Below are 15,810 nucleotides of genomic sequence, written 5' to 3' on the forward strand. Positions count from 1 at the left end.
GCAACACTCGTTGTGCATGCTGTGCACCCCGGGCAGGATGACGGCATGTCCTCGTTGCCGCCCCCACCCCCTCCCCCGCCCTCGGTCCTGTCCTCGCACCGCTCTGTCCTCGACCTGGCGCCCGTCCTGCCCGTGGTCGTCGTCGACGATCCCGCCGACGCCGTGCCGCTCGCGCGGGCGCTGGTCGCGGGCGGGTTGCCGGCGATCGAGGTGACCCTGCGGACGCCGGGCGCGCTGGACGCCGTACGGGCCATCTCGGCGGAGGTGCCGGGCGCGGTGGTCGGCGTGGGTACCGTCATCACGCCCACACAGGTGACCGACTCCGTCGCGGCGGGCGGGCGCTTCCTGGTCAGCCCGGGGTGGACGGACATGCTGCTGCGGGCGATGCGGGCGTCCGGGGTGCCGTTCCTGCCGGGGGTGTCGACCGCGTCGGAGGTCGTGGCGCTCCTGGAACGCGGCGTGCGGGAGATGAAGTTCTTCCCGGCCGACGCGGCGGGCGGTACCGCGTATCTGAAGTCGCTCGCCGGGCCGCTGCCGCAGGCGCGGTTCTGTCCGACCGGTGGGGTCGGGCCGCTCAACGCGCCGGAGTACCTCGCCCTCCCCAACGTCGGTTGTGTGGGCGGCACGTGGATGCTGCCGCCCGAGGCCGTGGCCGCGCGGGACTGGGCGCGGATCGAGGGGCTGGCGCGGGAGGCGGCGGGGCTGCGTGACCGTGGTTCAGCGCAGGTGTGACGTGTCGTTGAGGAGGCGGAGGGTGGCGTTGCCGTCGGCGTAGTACGCCAGGGCCGACAGGGAGGCCGCGGAGAGTTCCATGCGGAACAGGGACTCCGGGGGTGCGCCGAGGGCGAGGCGTACGAGGGTCTTGATCGGGGTGACGTGCGTGACGAGCAGGACCGTGCGGCCCCGGTACGCCGCGACCAGGTCGTCCCTGGTGGCGGCGACGCGCTGGGCGACGGCCGCGAAGCTCTCGCCGCCGCCGGTGGGTTCGGCGTCCGGGGAGGCCAGCCAGGCGTTCATGTCGTCCGGGTAGCGTTCCCGCACCTCGCCGAAGCTCAGGCCCTCCCACGCGCCGAAGTCCGTCTCCCGCAGCCCGTCCTCCACAACCACCTTCAGGCCCAGTCGGGCCGCCACGATCCCGGCGGTCTCCCGGCAGCGGGCCAGTGGCGACGACACGACCTCCTGGATCGTCCCACGAGCGGCGAGGGCCGCGGCGACCCGCTCTGCCTGATACCGGCCGACATCGGAGAGGGACGGGTCCGACCCCCCGCTCCCCGAGAACCGCTTCTGTGGGGTGAGGGGCGTCTCACCGTGACGCAGCAGCACGAAGGTGGCGGGGGTACCGAGATCGGGGGCGGCGGAGGCGACGTTTCTGACGGCGCGGAGGTCGGCGGCGGTCTTGGCAGCGGAGTCGGCGCCAGTCCTGGCGGCCGCCTGGCTCGCGCCCGTGGCGGCGGTCGCGGCTCCTGCTGTGTCCTCGGCCGCTGCGGACCGGCTGCCGCCGGAAGCGCCGGAAGCGACGGGAGCGACGGGAGCGACGGGAGCGACGGGATCAGGCGAAGCTGCGGGGGCCGATGGGGAGGCGCCCAGCGAGGGGGCGGCACCGGAAGCCGACTCGGCGTCGGCAGAGGCAGAGGCAGAGGCAGAGGCAGCGCCAGAAAGACCGGCCGAAGCCGACTCGTCCACCGAAGCCGCACCCCCCGCCGAAGCCTGCCTATCCGCTCCCGAGCCAGGTCCGCGCCCCGTCTTCCCCCGCGCCCCCGCCAGCGCAGCCCTCGCCCTCGCCGCGCCCGCCGCCGCGTCCCCGGGCGGGCCCGACGGCTCAGGCTCGGCAGATGCGGCGGTCGCGGCAGTCGTGGTGGACCGGGTCGCGCGGGTGTCCAGGTCCGCCGTGGACGTGGCGGCCGACCACTGTTCGCCCCGCTTGCCCGCGTCCATCGCCTCGTTGGCGAGGCGGTCGGCGTGCTTGTTCTGGTCGCGGGGCATCCACTCGTACGTCACGCGCCCGGGCGGGAGAACCCGCCCGGCCTCGGCGGCCAGGGGCTTCATGTCGGGGTGCTTGATCTTCCAGCGGCCCGACATCTGCTCGACGACGAGCTTGGAGTCCATCCGGACCCGGACGGAGGCCTCCGGGTCCAGCTCCCGCGCCGCCTTGAGGCCCGCGATGAGGCCCCGGTACTCGGCGACGTTGTTCGTGGCGACCCCGATGTACTCGGCGGCCTCCACCAACGTCTCGCCCGTCACCGCGTCGAGGACGACGGAACCGTAGCCCGCGGGCCCCGGGTTGCCCCGGGAACCCCCGTCGGCCTCGACGATGAACTCCCGCACGCCGAAAGCCCCTCGCCGTCCTTAGAGGCCCGACTCGGACGTACGAACCAGGATGCGGCCACAGTTCTCGCAGCGGACGACCGTGTCGGCGGCGGCCTTGCGGACGTCGTTGAAGTCGGTGATCGACAGCTCCTGGCGGCAGCCCTGGCAGGTGCGCTGGTACAGCTTGGCCGCGCCGATGCCGCCCTGCTGGTCGCGCAGCTTGTCGTAGAGCTTGAGGAGGTCCGCGGGGACCGAAGCCGCGATGACCTCGCGCTCCTTCGTCACCGTCGCCACCTCGCCGTCGATCTCCTCGAACGCGGCGTCCCGGCGGGCGGTCGCGTCGTCGACCTTCCCCTGGACCGCGCCGACCCGCTCGGTCAGCTCGGCGACCCGCTCCTGCGCGGACTCACGGCGCTCCATGACCTCCAGGACGATGTCCTCCAGGTCGCCCTGCCGCTTGGCGAGCGAGGCGATCTCGCGCTGCAGGTTCTCCAGGTCCTTCGGGGAGGTGATCGCACCCGAGTCCATGCGCTGCTGGTCGCGGACGGCGCGCTGACGCACCTGGTCCACGTCCTGCTCGGCCTTGGTCTGCTCGCGGGCGGTGTCGCTCTCCTCGGTCTGCGCGGCCACGAGCAGGTCGCGCAGCTGGGTGTGGTCCTTCGTCAGCGACTCGATCTCGGCGTGCTCGGGCAGCGACCTGCGCTTGTGCGCGAGCTGCTGGAGACGTACGTCGAGGGCCTGGACGTCGAGGAGTCGGATCTGGTCGGCGGGCGCGGCGTTCAGTTGGGGGCTCCCAGTGATTCGGTGGCGGTGGTGGACGCCGCGTGGGCGGTCCAGGGGTCGGTGACCGTCTTGGAGACGTGGACGCGCAGGTCCCATCGCTCCCGGTCGGAGATCTCGTCGAGCTGGGCGGCCGCCAGCTCGCACCAGGGCCACTCGGTGGCCCAGTGCGCCGCGTCGAGCAGCGCGAGAGGTGTGTGGGCGGCTTCCGTGGTGCGGGCCACGGCCTCGGACGCCGGGTGGTGGCGCAGGTCCGCGGTGAGGAAGGCGTCGACACCGGCCGCGCGTACGTCGTCGAAGAGGCTGTCGCCGGAGCCGCCGCTGACGGCGACCGTGCGGACGAGCGCCTCGGGGTCGCCGGCGACCCGGATGCCCTGCGCGGTGGCGGGCAGCCGCTCGGCGGCCCGCGCGGCCAGTTCCCGCACGGTCAACGGGTGGTCCAGCTCGCAGACGCGGCCGAGACCGCGCCGCCCGGCGGGGTCGGCGGGGTCCGGTACGAGGGGGCCGACGACCCGGAGGTCCAGCGCGCCGGCGAGGGCATCGCTGACACCCGGGTCGGCGGTGTCGGCGTTGGTGTGGGCGACGTGCAGCGCGATGTCGTGCTTGATGAGGGTGTGCACGACGCGGCCCTTGAAGGTGGAGGCCGCGACCGTCGTCGTACCGCGCAGATAGAGGGGGTGGTGGGTCACCAGCAGGTCGGCGCCCAGCTTCACCGCTTCCTCGACGATCTCCTGGACCGGGTCGACGGCGAACAGGACGCGGCCGACCTCCTGGTCGGGATCGCCGCAGACCGTGCCGACCGCGTCCCACCCCTCGGCCCTCTCGGGCGGCCAGAGGGCGTCGAGCGCGGCGATGACTTCAGACAGACGGGGCACGCACAAAGGCTACCTGCACTCCTCCCGTCCCCGACCGGCCACGGGTCACTTGACCGGCCGCCCCCCGACCAGCACATCCGTCGCCGTTCCCTCAGGCGAATCGCCGGACGAACACCCTTATGTGTGAAGGGGGTGCGGGTTGTCCCACGTCTGTGCGTACGAAAACTAGCTTCGTCGCCGGAGGTGATCGAACGATGACGGCCTGTACACCCCCCTCCCCCACCACGGGCCACGGGAACGACGCGGGACGGGAGAAGGACGGAACGAACGCCGACCCGCCAAGCGCGGATCGCGGCGATCACGGTGAGAGCGGTGAGAGTGGTGAGTACGACGCGTACGACAGGTACGACCGGTACGACGGCAGAGGCGGCGGTCCGGGCGGAGGCGCTGGAGGCGACGAGCCCCCGGCGCCCGGCTGTGTGATCACCGCCGACGGGACGTACGCGGCGCGGCTCGCGCTCGACGGCGAGTCCTGGTTCCCCGAGCGCTGGACCCTCGACGGCCACGAGCCGTACGCCGTCCCCCTGCCCGGCAACCAGCCGGAGGAGCCCGGCACCGAAGTGCTCCCCATGACCGACGGCCGGGTCCTCATCCACCGGGTGGCCGCCCACCTGCACCTGTTCTCGCTCCTCTATCCCACCGGACCCGGCACCGGCGAACTCCCGCTCGGCGCGGTCGAATGCGCCGACCCGACGACCCGGATGCGGCTGCTGCCGCCCTCGCCGTGCGGGGAGCGGGCGTACGCCCTCGCCCTCAGCCGGACGGCTACGGCGGTGTGGCTGGTGGCAGGCGGAACGTTCGGGCCGGAGCTGCTGGCACAGCTGCCGGGCCGGTGCTCGGGCGGCGTCTGGCTGGACGCGACGGGCCGGCTGCTCGCCCTGGACCAGGAGTCGGGCGGCCGGACGAAGTCGGTGGCCGTCGATCTGGAGCAGGGCGGCGCGGTCTCACCGCTGTTACAGATCGCGGACGACAGCAACGACCGGGTGCTGCTCGCCGACCCCGACAGCGGACTGCTCCTGATCCGCTCGGACGCCCCCTCCCCCGGCCACGACCGGCTCGGCTGGGGCGTGTTGGGCAGTACGCTCCCGGTCCGTTTCCCGGAGTGCCTGCGAGCACCCGAAGGCCATCGCATCACCCCCTTCGCCATCCAGCCGGGGCAGATCCTCACTCCCGAGAGCTGCGCGGTCGCGTTGCGCGTCGACGGCCCGCGCGGCAGCTGGGTCGGCGTCTGGCGCCCGTCCGCCCGCCGCATCCTCCATCTGCCCGCGCCCGACGGCTGGTTGGCGGGCGCCGGACTGTGGAGCCGAGAGGGCGTGCTGCAGCTGCCGTACGCCACAGGGGTGGTGCCGTGCGGGGTGGCTCGGGTCGGGGTGCCTTGGGCGGAGGAGCCGGAGGAAGGTCCGGAGGAGTCCCGGTCCCGGGAGGGGGCCGGGGTGGCGGCCGGGAAGGGAGTCGGGGAGGGGACGGGACCATTGGGCGCCGGAACCTCGGGTGCCGACCCGTCGGGAGCCATGTCCGTCGACGCACCGCCGGTCGACGCACCACCGGTCGATACGCAGTCGGTCGGCGCGCCCCCGGTCGGCGCGGAGCCGGTCGGTGCGGGGCCGTCCGTGCCCGTCGTCGCCCGGCCCGTGCCGTTGCAGCAGGCGCCGTTGGAGGGGCGAGTGCCCGAGGAGGTGACCGTCGGGTGAAGGGGTTGTGGGGGCCGCGGACCAAGTGGACGCGACGCGGGCGACACGCGCTCGGGCGGCTTCGGGGCGAGCGGGGCGGCCCGTTAAAATCACCCGCCGGTAAGAAGATCATTCGACGGGGAACACTTCCAATGAGCGACGTGCACACAACCCAGCCGCCCACTGCCGACCCCCACGAGGCGGAAGGCCACGGCAGGCACCGGGGCCAGATCTCGGCCCACGAAGCCGAGAAGACGAGCCCTCGCGGACGCCACCGCAAGCCGGCCGAACACACGGAGAGGACGACGTCAGCCTGAACGGCGACGGAAGTCCTGCCTGGTCACCTCTGGAGAAACGTCAATTCGACACCGGAGGCGACCAGCACCATGGCACCGGCCCCGCCCGTCACGAACGGGCGGGGCCGGCCCCGTTCCCCGGCTCATGTCGCAGCCCCAGTACCTCCGCCGCCGCGAACGTCTCGCCCTCCGGCCGGTCCATGTAATAGGACGTCAGCAGGCCGTCCAGTTCGTCATACGTGAACGCGTCCTGCTTGGTGTCGAACTTGGCCTGCACACGCGGGCGTTCGACGATCGCCACCATGCCGCCGTGGACGACGAGGAGCTGGCCGTTGACCTGTGCGGCGGCGGGCGAGACGAGGTAGCCCACGAGGGGGGCGACGTGTTCGGGGGCGAGGGGGTCGAGGCCGGTGTCGGCGCCGTCGGGCGCCCCCGGAAGGCCCGCGAAGACGTCCTCGGTCATCCGGGTGCGGGCGCGCGGACAGATGACGTTCGCGGTGACCCCGTACTTGGCGAGCGCGAGGGCCGTGGAGGTGGTCAGCCCTACGATCCCGCCCTTCGCGGCGGCGTAGTTGGGCTGCCCCGCTGACCCGGCGAGGAATGCCTCGGAGGAGGTGTTCACCACCCGCCCGTAGACCCGCCCCCCGCCCTCGCCCGCCTTCGCCCGTGCCCGCCAGTGGGCGGAGGCGAACCGGATCGTGTTGAAATGCCCCTTGAGGTGCACCCGGACGACCGAGTCCCACTCGTCCTCGGACATGGAGAAGACCATCCGGTCGCGGAGGATGCCCGCGTTGTTGACGAGGATGTCGAGCTTGCCGAACCGGGCGACCGCCAACGCGACCAGCTCCCGGGCCTGTTCATGGTCGGCGACGTCCCCGATGTGCGCCACCGCCTGACCGCCGGCCGCACGGATCGACTCCGCGACCTCCTCGGCGGGCCCGGTGGACACCTCACCGGAACCGTCCCGCCCCGGTCGGCCGTAGTCGTTGACGATGACGGCCGCGCCCAGGCGGGCCAGTTCCAGCGCCTCGGCCCGGCCGAGCCCACGCCCCGCGCCGGTGACGATCGCGGACAGTCCTTCAAGGGGCAGTGCCACAGCCGAGTCCCTTCCGCCGAAGCCGATTCACTCGCGAGCCGGAGGCATGATGTCGCGCTCCGGGAACCGTCAGATCTCTATACAGGTGCGGAGCGCCACGCCCGTCCGCATCTGGTCCAGCGCCTCGTTGATGTCGGTGAGCGGCACCCGGTGGGTGATCAGCCCCGCGAGGTCGATACGGCCGGCGCGCCAGAGGGCGATGGCCCGCTCGTAGGAACGCAGGACGTCTCCGCCGCCGTACATGGAGGGCAGGATGCGCTTCTCGTCGAAGAACAGCTCGAACATGCTGAGTTGGAGGAAGTCGTCCAGCGCGCCCGCGCCGACCACGACGAGGGTGCCGCCGCGCCGGGTGGCCTCGTAGGCGGTGCGGGCCGTGGTGGAGCGTCCGACGACCTCGAAGACGTAGTCGAATCCCTCGCCGCCGGTGACCGACTGCTTGACGTCGGCCAGCTCCTCCGGCGAGATCGCCTTGGTGGCACCGAACTTGAGCGCCGCCTCGCGTCGTGAGACGACCGGGTCGACGGCGACGATCTCGGCGGCGCCCTTGAGCCGGGCCCCCTGGATCGCCGAGATGCCGACACCGCCGCAGCCGATGACCGTGACCGACGAACCGGCCTCCACATCGGCGGTGTTGAGAGCGGCGCCGAGCCCGGTCGTGACGCCGCAGCCGATGAGGGCGGCGATGTCGAAGGGCACGTCGTCCGGTATCGGCACGGCACAGCCCGCGTCGACGACGACCTCCTCGGCGAACGTACCGGTTCCCGCGAAGCCGAAGACGTCCCCGGCGGGCCGCTTGAAGTTGGGCGTGCCCGCGTTCAGGAATCCGGCGAGGCAGAGGTGGGTCTGGCCGCGCTTGCAGGCGGGACAGGTGCCGCAGGCCGGGAGCCAGCACACGACGACGCGGTCGCCGGGCTTCAAGTGGCCCACTCCATCCCCGACTTCGACGATCTCACCGGCGCCCTCGTGGCCGGGGACGAACGGTCCGGGCTGCGGCAGCACCCCGGCCATGGCGGACAGGTCCGAGTGGCACAGCCCGGTGGCCCGCACCCGGATCCTCACCCTGCCCGGCCCGAAGCCCACCGCCTCGACGTCGTCGAGCACGTCCAGCTTGTCCTGGCCGATCTCGTGCAGTACGGCTGCGCGCATGGTGCGGCTCCCCTCGGAAATATCAGAAGTACCCGTGATCCGCTGATTCGCTGCTCATGCGTGGTCGACGAGCGTGTCCGCGAGGACCGGGGCGTCGTCCCGCTCGACGGCGGTCACCGTCACCCGTACCGTCCGGTCGTCCGTCCGCCACATCCGGATGCGGAGCGTCTCGCCCGGGAAGACGACGCCCGCGAAGCGCGTCCCGTACGAGCGGACCCGGCCGACGTCCCCGCCGAGGACCGTGTCCACCACGGCCTTCAACGTCATCCCGTAGGTGCACAGCCCGTGCAGGATCGGCCGGTCGAACCCGGCGCGCCCCGCGAACTCCGGGTCGGCGTGCAGGGGGTTCCAGTCGCCGGAGAGGCGGTAGAGCAGCGCCTGGTCCTCGCGGACGGTCCGCTCCACCTCCTTGTCGGGCGCGGTCGTCGGCGGTTCCTGCCGGGCGGACGGGCCGCGCTCCCCGCCCCAGCCGCCCTCTCCTCGTACGAAGATCTGCGCCTCGTTGACCCACAGCGGGCCCTCGGCGTCGGCGACCTCGGTCCGCATCACCAGGACGGCCGCCTTGCCCTTGTCGTACACCGCCGCCACGCGTGAGGTCGCCGTCGCCCGCCCCTCGACCGGGATCGGCCGTCGGAGCTCGACGCGTTGGCCGCCGTGCAGGACCTTGGCGAGGTCGACGTCGACACCGGGTGCGTTCAGCCCGCCGATCACATCCGGCGAGCCGGCACCTGCGACGGTCGCGAAGCTCGGCAGGACGTGCAGTCGCGACTCCAGTGTGTAGCGCAGTTCGTCGGGGTCGGTCGCGGGGGTGCCCGCGCCGATACCGAGGTGGTAGAGCAGGACATCCTTCCGGGTCCACGCGATCTCGGCGGAACGGGGGTCTGCCGCGAGCGCCTTGGCTGCGTCGATGGGCATGGGGCTCCTGGGCGGTCCGGGGCGGGTGGCGTGGGCTGAGGAACCTCGGTACGACCGTCCGCACCAGCGGCCGCACCGAGGTCGTCACGGCCGACCCGGAACCCGCCCACCTAGAACGCGTTCCAGTCCGGCGACCCTCTGTATAGCCCAGCCTCGTGCACATGTGAAGGCTCCTGACAGTACGTCAGATGCAGTCCGGAGGAGAGGGACAGACGGGAGAGGGAAAGGGGAGTGGGGCTCACCCCGTCACCTTCGCCGACTCGTATGCGACCCCTTCCGGTGCCAGTGCCACGAACCAGCTCGCACGGGCGCCCTTCGGGTGGACGATGCGGGGGTTGCGCAGGTCCGCGTGCCAGCCGTCGTCCCTGTTCCGCTCCACGTCGACGAAGGTGCCGTCGGACCAGGTGACGCGCACTTCCTGGGCGTCGGGGGCGACCTGGCCGATGACCAGGCGCTTCGAGGCGTCACCTCCGCCCTTGTCGCCGGTGGGCAGGGCCGTCGCGAACACCTCCAGATCCGTGCCGGAGAACAGGTCCGCCTCGCCGTCGAGCACCGTGTCCGTCCTGTCCTCGCCCACGGTCAGATGAACGAAGTGCCAGCTCTTGCCCACGAGGTCGGCGGCGTCGTCCACACCTGTCGGCACGTCCCCGAAGAGGCCTGCCGCGGCGAGTTGCTCGGCGGCCTCCGCCTGGCCTCTCGGCGCATCCCAGACGTCTATCGCCACCCGCCAGACCGTGCCCTGGTCCCGCCCCTCGGCCAGCGTGCTCCGCCAGGGTTCGTGCATCTTGCGCGCCTCGGGAGTCGCCGGGGTCGCCGCCGGCACCACGCGGCCCCCGCCGTCACCACCGCCCGGCGCCCCGGCCAGCGCGAACGTGCCCGTGGCGCCCGCGATCACCACCGCCGCGGCGGCGGCCACCGCCCAGCGACGGGCTCTACGGCGCCTGCCACCCCGTACGACCGCCTGATAGGGAGCTATGCCGACCTCGACCTCACGGGCCGCGTCCGCGAGGAGCAGGGCGATGTCTCTCTCGACGGGGGTGGCGTACGTCAGATCGTGGGGGGTGAGGCCGCCGTCCATCCCGTCACCGTGCAGGCCGTCGCCGCCCGTGCCGCCACCGCGCGTTCCGTCGCCGCCCATGCTGCCGCCGCCCACGCCCTCACCGTGCTTCATCCGCTGCTTCGCCTTCCCGTCCCAACGATCCGTGCCACCCGCGCCGCCGTCCGTGCGCCCCGCACCCGCCGCGTCCCTCACGTCCGGCTCCCCTGCGTCGCCATCTCGATCAGTCCCGGTATGGCACGGAGCTTCGCCAAGCCCTTCGACGCGTTGCTCTTCACCGTCCCCACGGAACAACCCATCGCCTCGGCCGTCCGGCTCTCACTGAGGTCCTCCCAATAGCGAAGGACCACGGCTTCGCGCTGGCGCGGCGGCAGTTGCGACAGGGCCCTCAGCAGGGCACTGCGGTCGTCGGCCTGGGCGATGCGGTCACCGCTGTCGGGGAGCTCGGGCACGAGGTCCGCGTCGCTCCGGGGCGCGAGGAACTCCTTGAGGCGTCTGCGATGCCTGCGCGCGTGGGCGTTGATCATCACGCGCCGGACGTAGGTGTCCGGGTCGTCCGTCGCACCGACGCGGCGCCAGGCCACGTACACCTGCTCCAGCGTCGTCTGGACCAGGTCCTCCGCGGCGTGCCGCTCTCCCGTGAGCAGGAACGCCGTCCGCATCAGCCGAGGCCAGCGGCCGACGAGGAAGCTCTGGAACCCTTCGTCCCGAGCGTCCCTGGCCTGCTTGCGATCCCCCATGAGCACCTCCTAGATGCTTTTAACAGTCCATGAGGGCACGGATCCGTTGCCTCGACCCGCGAGAAGATTCCGTGCCCCCGCGCCCCGCCCTGATGCCCCGTCACTTCCCCATGAGCAAGTCAAACTTTCATTAGTCACCCGAAACAACGGAATAGTTGCCCAGGCGCACGAGGTTCAGATGGCACACACCTTTACCCCGGCCAGGAGGCCCCGCTCCATGACACAGCCGCACACACCGCCGACCCTCGAGGGCCCCACCACGCGCGCCGGCGGAGCGATCGTCCCGGTGCTGGCCTTCGCGGGGATCGTGGTCGCGGTGATGCAGACCCTGCTGGTCCCGGTGATCAAGGATCTCCCCCAGCTGCTGGACACCTCGGCCGGCAACGCGACCTGGGTACTGACCTCGACCCTCCTCTCCGGTGCCGTGGCCACGCCGATCATGGGCCGTCTCGGCGACCTCTACGGCAAGCGCCGGATGCTGCTCGCCAGCCTGGCCGTGATGGTGGTCGGGGCACTGATCAGCGGTTTCACCAGCGCGCTCGTTCCGATGATCGTCGGCCGTACCCTCCAGGGCGTCGCCATGGGCGCGATCCCGCTGGGCATCGGCCTGATGCGCGACGAACTGCCCCGTGAACGCCTCGCCTCCGCCATGGCCCTGATGAGCTCGTCCATAGGCGTCGGCGGCGGACTCGCGCTGCCGTTGGCCGCCGCGGTCGCCCAGAACACCGACTGGCACGTCCTCTTCTTCGCCGCCGCCGGTCTCGGGGTGCTCTCCATCGTCCTCACCCTCGTCGCCGTACCGGAGACGAAGACGCGTGCGGAGGGCAGCTTCGACTACGTCGGCGCGTTCGGTCTCTCCCTCGGCCTCGTCCTCTTCCTCCTGCCGATCACCAAGGGCAGCGACTGGGGCTGGACCTCCACGACCACGCTCGGGCTGTTCGCCGCGTCGGCCGTGGTCCTGCTGCTCTGGGGTGTTCTGGAGCTGCGTATCGCCGCCCCGCTGGTGGATCTGCGGACCACCGCCCGCCGCGAGGTCCTCCTCACCAACCTCGCCTCGATCATGGTCGGCGTCTCCTTCTACGTCGTCTCCCTCGTCCTGCCGCAGCTCCTGCAACTGCCCTCCGCCACCGGGTACGGGCTCGGGCAGTCGATGGTCGTCGCGGGTCTGTGCGTGGCCCCGCTCGGGCTGACGATGATGTTCACCGCGCCGGTCTACGCCCGGATCTCCGCCAAGTACGGGCCGAAGAGCACGCTCATCCTGGGCCTGCTGATCATCGCGATCGGCTACGGGGCCGGGCTCGGCCTGATGAGCGCGGCGTGGCAGACCGTGGTGGTGTCGGTGGTGCTGGGCGCGGGTATCGGCCTCGCCTACTCCTCGCTCCCGGCGCTGATCATCGGTGCGGTCGATCCGTCCGAGACGGGGGCGGCCAACGGGCTCAACACGCTCATGCGGTCCATCGGTACGTCCATGTCGAGCGCCGTGATCGGGATGGTGCTGGCGAACACCGCGAACGAGGTGGGTGGGGTTGCGATCCCCACGATGCACGGCTTCCGCGTCTCCTTTGTCATCGCCACGGGCGCGGTCGCTGTCGGCCTCGTGCTGGCCCTCTTCCTGCCGGGCCGGCGGCCTGCGCTGACGCTGCGGGCGAGCGGTGAGGGTGGGGCCGGGGAGGCGGACGCGGTCTCCGGGGAGGGCCAGGTCGTCCTCGCCTCTCGTTAGGGCGGGCATCTGCGGGTCCGGTGGGGGCTGGTCGCGCAGTTCCCCGCGCCCCTAAAAGATCAGGCCCTGCGGGCCTGAAAGACCAGGGGCTCGCGGGCCTGAAAAGCATGGGGCGTAGCCCCTGCTTTTCAGGGGCGCGGGGAACTGCGCGAGAAGCCCCACCGGACCCGCACCCGCCGATCACCCGCATGACAACATGGGGCGCCCCCACGCCGTACGACCACACGGAGGACCCATGTCCGCGGCATCGCACCCCACTCCCCCGTCGGCGCCCAAGCCGGAGATCCTCCGCGCCTTCGAGGGGGCCAAGGGGTTCATGCCGCTGAAGGAAGGGCTGGCGTTGTACGCCGCGGCGGTCGAGGCGGGGCGGCTGGGGCTGCCGTTGCTGGAAGTGGGGACGTACTGCGGCCGGTCGACGATCCTGCTGGCGGACGCCGCCCGCGAGGCGGGGGTCACGGCGATCACGGTCGACCACCACCGGGGCAGCGAGGAGCAGCAGCCGGGCTGGGAGTACCACGACGAGTCCACCGTCGACCCCGAGGTCGGCCGTATGGACACGCTCCCCACCTTCCGCCGCACCCTCCACCGCGCCGGCCTGGAGGACCACGTCGTCGCGGTCGTCGGCCGTTCCCCGCAGGTCGCCGCGTTCTGGGGCACCCCCCTGGCCTTCGTGTTCATCGACGGCGGTCACACCGACGAGCACGCCACCGCCGACTACGAGGGCTGGGCCCCGCACATCGCCCCGGACGGTCTCCTCGTCATCCACGACGTCTTCCCCGACCCCGAGGACGAGTTCACCGGCCAGGCCCCGTATCGCGTCTACCTCCGCGCCCTGGCCTCCGGCGACTTCACGGAGGTCTCGGCCACGGACTCCCTGCGGGTGCTGCGGCGGACGGGCACAGGTAGCTGAGGCACAGCTAGCTGAGGCACAGGGGCGGGGCCCGGCTACGCCACCTCTATGCCGTAGTCCTGCACCAGTTCCTCCAACCCGCCCCGGTACCCCTTCCCCCCGACGACGAAGTCCCAGTCGCCGTTGGCGCGGCGGCGGAAGGAGCCGAGGGTCAGGGCCGTTTCGGCGGCGCGGCCGTCGGAGACGTCTAGGCGGCCCTGTTCGGCGCGGGACGGGTCCAGGAGGCGGATGCCGGCGTCGGTGAAGCCGGAGAGGTCTGCGTCGGGGTTGGCCGCCGGGTCGATCGCGGCCACCAGGACGAGACGGTCGGCCTCCGCGGGCAGCGCGTCGAACGAGACCAGGATCGCGGCCTTGTCGGGTGCGGTCGGCGGGACGGCGCGGACCGTGCCGTCGGGGGTGCGGTGGTTGTTGTAGAACACGAAGTGGTCGTCGCTGAGGACCCGGTTGCCGTGGCAGACGAGCGCGCAGACGTCCAGGGCGACGCCGCCCGTCCAGTACATGCCGAGCACGCTGTGATCCTCGGGTGACGGGTCCGGGGCGGACGGGGGTGCGCCGGTCCGCTGGGCAGGCATCACCACGGTGGGATCGGCCGTGGGCATCACCACCGTGGGATCGGCCATCGGCAGCACCACCGTGGGATCGGTCGACGACACCGGCGCGGGGCGCTCGTCGGTGCCCAGGCGCCCCCGCAGCCCGTGCCGGTGGAGCAGGTCGACGAGTTCGCGACCGGAGATCAGCTCCAGTGGTTTGCCGTTGGCGAAGGTGTGGGAGCCGGGCCCGAACTTGGACGTCGTCACCAGGACGCCCTTGTTGGCCCCGGCGTCCTGGACCGTGCCGTAGAGGTCACGCACGGCGGACGGCGGGACGGTGTTGCGGTAGCGCTTGACCTGGACGACGATCTTGCCGCCGCGGATCGGGGTGGGGTCCAGGGCGTCGACGTCCACCCCGCCGTCGCCCGAACGCTGGGTGGTGACGGCCTGCATGCCCATGGCCCGGAAGAGCTGCGCGACCAGTGCCTCGAAGGCGAGGGGGTCCATGGCCAGGAGGTCGGGCTCGTCCTCGCCGCCGTGGATGACGACACCGTCGCCGACGTCGTCGGGCCTGCGTCCGGGGCGGACGGGGGTGCGCTGGTCCGGTCGCGCGGACAGGTGGCCCCGGAGGCCGTCCGTCAGGCAGTCGACGGCGCTCACCTGCTCCAGGTGAAGCCCGGCGAAGACCGGCCGGGGCACCGTGACGGTCACCAGGAAGAGCTCGGCGCGGCGCCCGGTCACCGGGTCGTGGTCGTCCACGAACCCGTTGAGGACGACCGACTCCAGCGCGCCGAACTCGTCGGCGGCGAACAGGTCGTGGAGCACCAGCAGGGTGCACTGCGCGAGGACGTCGCGGTAGAGGGCCCGCCGCTGGGTGATGGGGCGCGGGCGCTCCTTGTCCTGGTCGACGCTCGGCATGTAGACGACGGTCTTCGTCTCGGGGACGACGTCGTAGCGGGGCAGTTCCCAGTCCAGGACCAGTTGCCGTGCCGCCGGGTCGTAGGCGGCGCGGACACCGCGGGGAAAGCCCTCGGGCCAGGCCGGCGAGGCGTAGAGGGCGGCGGAGAAGTAGTCGACGGCGGCTTCCGGGTCGCCGTCGCGCAGGGCGCTCGCCATCTGGGCGAGTCCGGCGTTGTGCCGACGGATCTCGGTCCGCTGTCCTTCCACCCATTGCTCGTACTGCCGCTGGTACTGGGCCAGTTGCTGCTGTCGGCGGGCCTCGGCGGCCTGCGCCGCGTGCCAGTCGTGCTCGAACCGGGCGCGTGCCTCGGCCTGGGCGCGCCGCTGGGCGCCCCAACCGCCCTGTGCCTGGTAGTGGTTGGGGTCCGGCATGGGCACGGGCCGGCCGAGCGGTCCCGGTGAGAACGGCTCCAGGCGCTCGGAACGGGAGAGGGAGGCGGCCCGGAACGCCGGGGCTCGGCAGCCCGCGACCAACAAGCCCTCCAAGGCCCGTACCCGCGCGTCCAGTTCCTCCGTACGCCGCCGCGCCTCCGCCTCGCGCTGCTGCCGGTACGCCACCTGCTGCTCCCGTTGGCTGCGGGCCACCTCCCGCTGGTACGCGCGCTGTTGTCGCTCGTACTCACGCTGCTGGCGGGCCCGCTCCTCCGACTGACGCTGCTGCTGGCGTTGTGCCTCGGCCCAGATCCCGGCCAACCCGTTGGAGCGACGACTCATGCGCTACAGGCCCTCCCACCGGGGCCCCGACCGCCCGCGAGGCCCCGCCCCCACAACCGGACGTAATCGCACGACTTTATCCCGCGACGGCGCG

The 15,810-nt window shown here is 72.3% G+C and carries 13 protein-coding genes; 4 read left to right on the forward strand and 9 right to left on the reverse strand.

Going from position 1 to position 15,810, the window contains the following annotated elements:
• Nucleotides 1–45 precede the first annotated feature (45 nt).
• A complete protein-coding gene (gene eda, locus PUR53_RS46300; protein ID WP_329912479.1) occupies nt 46–732 on the forward strand; it encodes a bifunctional 4-hydroxy-2-oxoglutarate aldolase/2-dehydro-3-deoxy-phosphogluconate aldolase in 687 nt (228 codons plus the stop codon).
• On the opposite strand, the gene PUR53_RS46305 is transcribed toward eda, so the two are convergent.
• Genes PUR53_RS46305 through PUR53_RS46315 form a run of 3 tightly spaced genes read right to left on the reverse strand, consistent with a single transcriptional unit; the run spans nt 718 to nt 3,962 of the window.
• On the reverse strand, nt 718–2,325 hold the full coding sequence (locus PUR53_RS46305; protein ID WP_329912480.1) for a bifunctional RNase H/acid phosphatase: 1,608 nt from the start codon (nt 2,323–2,325) through the stop codon (nt 718–720). The two genes, eda and PUR53_RS46305, sit on opposite strands and share 15 nt — an antisense overlap.
• Nucleotides 2,326–2,346: 21 nt before the next feature.
• The gene (locus PUR53_RS46310; protein WP_329912621.1) at nt 2,347–3,090 is read right to left on the reverse strand and encodes a zinc ribbon domain-containing protein; all 744 of its coding nucleotides are present in this window, start codon (nt 3,088–3,090) and stop codon (nt 2,347–2,349) included.
• Nucleotides 3,087–3,962 carry a Nif3-like dinuclear metal center hexameric protein gene (locus PUR53_RS46315; protein ID WP_329901487.1) on the reverse strand — a complete coding sequence of 292 codons (876 nt, stop codon included), beginning with the start codon at nt 3,960–3,962 and terminating at the stop codon, nt 3,087–3,089. The genes PUR53_RS46310 and PUR53_RS46315 overlap by 4 nt, the downstream gene beginning before the upstream one ends.
• A 194-nt stretch (nt 3,963–4,156) precedes the next feature.
• Here PUR53_RS46315 and PUR53_RS46320 point away from each other — a divergent pair, with 194 nt between their 5' ends.
• Complete coding sequence (locus PUR53_RS46320) at nt 4,157–5,653, forward strand: hypothetical protein (RefSeq protein ID WP_329912481.1); 1,497 nt, start codon at nt 4,157–4,159, stop codon at nt 5,651–5,653.
• A gap of 384 nt (nt 5,654–6,037) precedes the next feature.
• Here the strand turns inward: PUR53_RS46320 and PUR53_RS46325 are convergent, their stop codons facing one another.
• The 5 genes from PUR53_RS46325 to PUR53_RS46345 all read right to left on the reverse strand — a co-directional run bounded on the left by PUR53_RS46325 (nt 6,038) and on the right by PUR53_RS46345 (nt 10,882).
• Entirely contained in the window at nt 6,038–7,024 is a 987-nt protein-coding gene (locus PUR53_RS46325) for a 3-oxoacyl-ACP reductase (protein WP_329912482.1), read from the reverse strand.
• Between the two features lie 69 nt (nt 7,025–7,093).
• The gene (locus PUR53_RS46330) at nt 7,094–8,170 is read right to left on the reverse strand and encodes a Zn-dependent alcohol dehydrogenase (RefSeq protein WP_329912483.1); all 1,077 of its coding nucleotides are present in this window, start codon (nt 8,168–8,170) and stop codon (nt 7,094–7,096) included.
• Between the two features lie 54 nt (nt 8,171–8,224).
• Nucleotides 8,225–9,085 (reverse strand): MaoC/PaaZ C-terminal domain-containing protein, encoded by an 861-nt coding sequence (locus PUR53_RS46335; RefSeq protein ID WP_329912484.1) that lies wholly within the window; start codon nt 9,083–9,085, stop codon nt 8,225–8,227.
• A 238-nt stretch (nt 9,086–9,323) separates the two neighbouring features.
• Complete coding sequence (locus tag PUR53_RS46340) at nt 9,324–10,337, reverse strand: hypothetical protein (protein WP_329912485.1); 1,014 nt, start codon at nt 10,335–10,337, stop codon at nt 9,324–9,326.
• A complete protein-coding gene (locus PUR53_RS46345; RefSeq protein WP_329901493.1) occupies nt 10,334–10,882 on the reverse strand; it encodes a SigE family RNA polymerase sigma factor in 549 nt (182 codons plus the stop codon). The genes PUR53_RS46340 and PUR53_RS46345 overlap by 4 nt, the downstream gene beginning before the upstream one ends.
• A gap of 217 nt (nt 10,883–11,099) precedes the next feature.
• On the opposite strand from PUR53_RS46345, the gene PUR53_RS46350 reads away from it, so the two are divergent.
• A complete protein-coding gene (locus PUR53_RS46350) occupies nt 11,100–12,602 on the forward strand; it encodes an MFS transporter (protein ID WP_329901494.1) in 1,503 nt (500 codons plus the stop codon).
• Between the two features lie 235 nt (nt 12,603–12,837).
• On the forward strand, nt 12,838–13,512 hold the full coding sequence (locus PUR53_RS46355; protein ID WP_329901495.1) for a class I SAM-dependent methyltransferase: 675 nt from the start codon (nt 12,838–12,840) through the stop codon (nt 13,510–13,512).
• Between the two features lie 35 nt (nt 13,513–13,547).
• On the opposite strand, the gene PUR53_RS46360 is transcribed toward PUR53_RS46355, so the two are convergent.
• On the reverse strand, nt 13,548–15,716 hold the full coding sequence (locus tag PUR53_RS46360) for a restriction endonuclease (RefSeq protein ID WP_329912486.1): 2,169 nt from the start codon (nt 15,714–15,716) through the stop codon (nt 13,548–13,550).
• Nucleotides 15,717–15,810: the final 94 nt, after the last annotated feature.

The sequence above is a fragment of the Streptomyces sp. SP18BB07 genome (assembly GCF_036322545.1).
In the GTDB taxonomy this organism is placed as follows: domain Bacteria; phylum Actinomycetota; class Actinomycetes; order Streptomycetales; family Streptomycetaceae; genus Streptomyces; species Streptomyces deccanensis.

What these genes read in the sequence shown, in the direction of transcription:
- eda (WP_329912479.1), top strand. Translation starts at nt 46, where the DNA reads ATGTCCTCGTTGCCGCCCCCACCCCCTCCCCCGCCCTCGGTCCTGTCC.
- PUR53_RS46355 (WP_329901495.1), top strand. Translation starts at nt 12,838, where the DNA reads ATGTCCGCGGCATCGCACCCCACTCCCCCGTCGGCGCCCAAGCCGGAG.
- PUR53_RS46335 (WP_329912484.1), bottom strand. Translation starts at nt 9,085, where the DNA reads ATGCCCATCGACGCAGCCAAGGCGCTCGCGGCAGACCCCCGTTCCGCC.
- PUR53_RS46360 (WP_329912486.1), bottom strand. Translation starts at nt 15,716, where the DNA reads ATGAGTCGTCGCTCCAACGGGTTGGCCGGGATCTGGGCCGAGGCACAA.
- PUR53_RS46320 (WP_329912481.1), top strand. Translation starts at nt 4,157, where the DNA reads ATGACGGCCTGTACACCCCCCTCCCCCACCACGGGCCACGGGAACGAC.
- PUR53_RS46350 (WP_329901494.1), top strand. Translation starts at nt 11,100, where the DNA reads ATGACACAGCCGCACACACCGCCGACCCTCGAGGGCCCCACCACGCGC.
- PUR53_RS46330 (WP_329912483.1), bottom strand. Translation starts at nt 8,170, where the DNA reads ATGCGCGCAGCCGTACTGCACGAGATCGGCCAGGACAAGCTGGACGTG.
- PUR53_RS46345 (WP_329901493.1), bottom strand. Translation starts at nt 10,882, where the DNA reads ATGGGGGATCGCAAGCAGGCCAGGGACGCTCGGGACGAAGGGTTCCAG.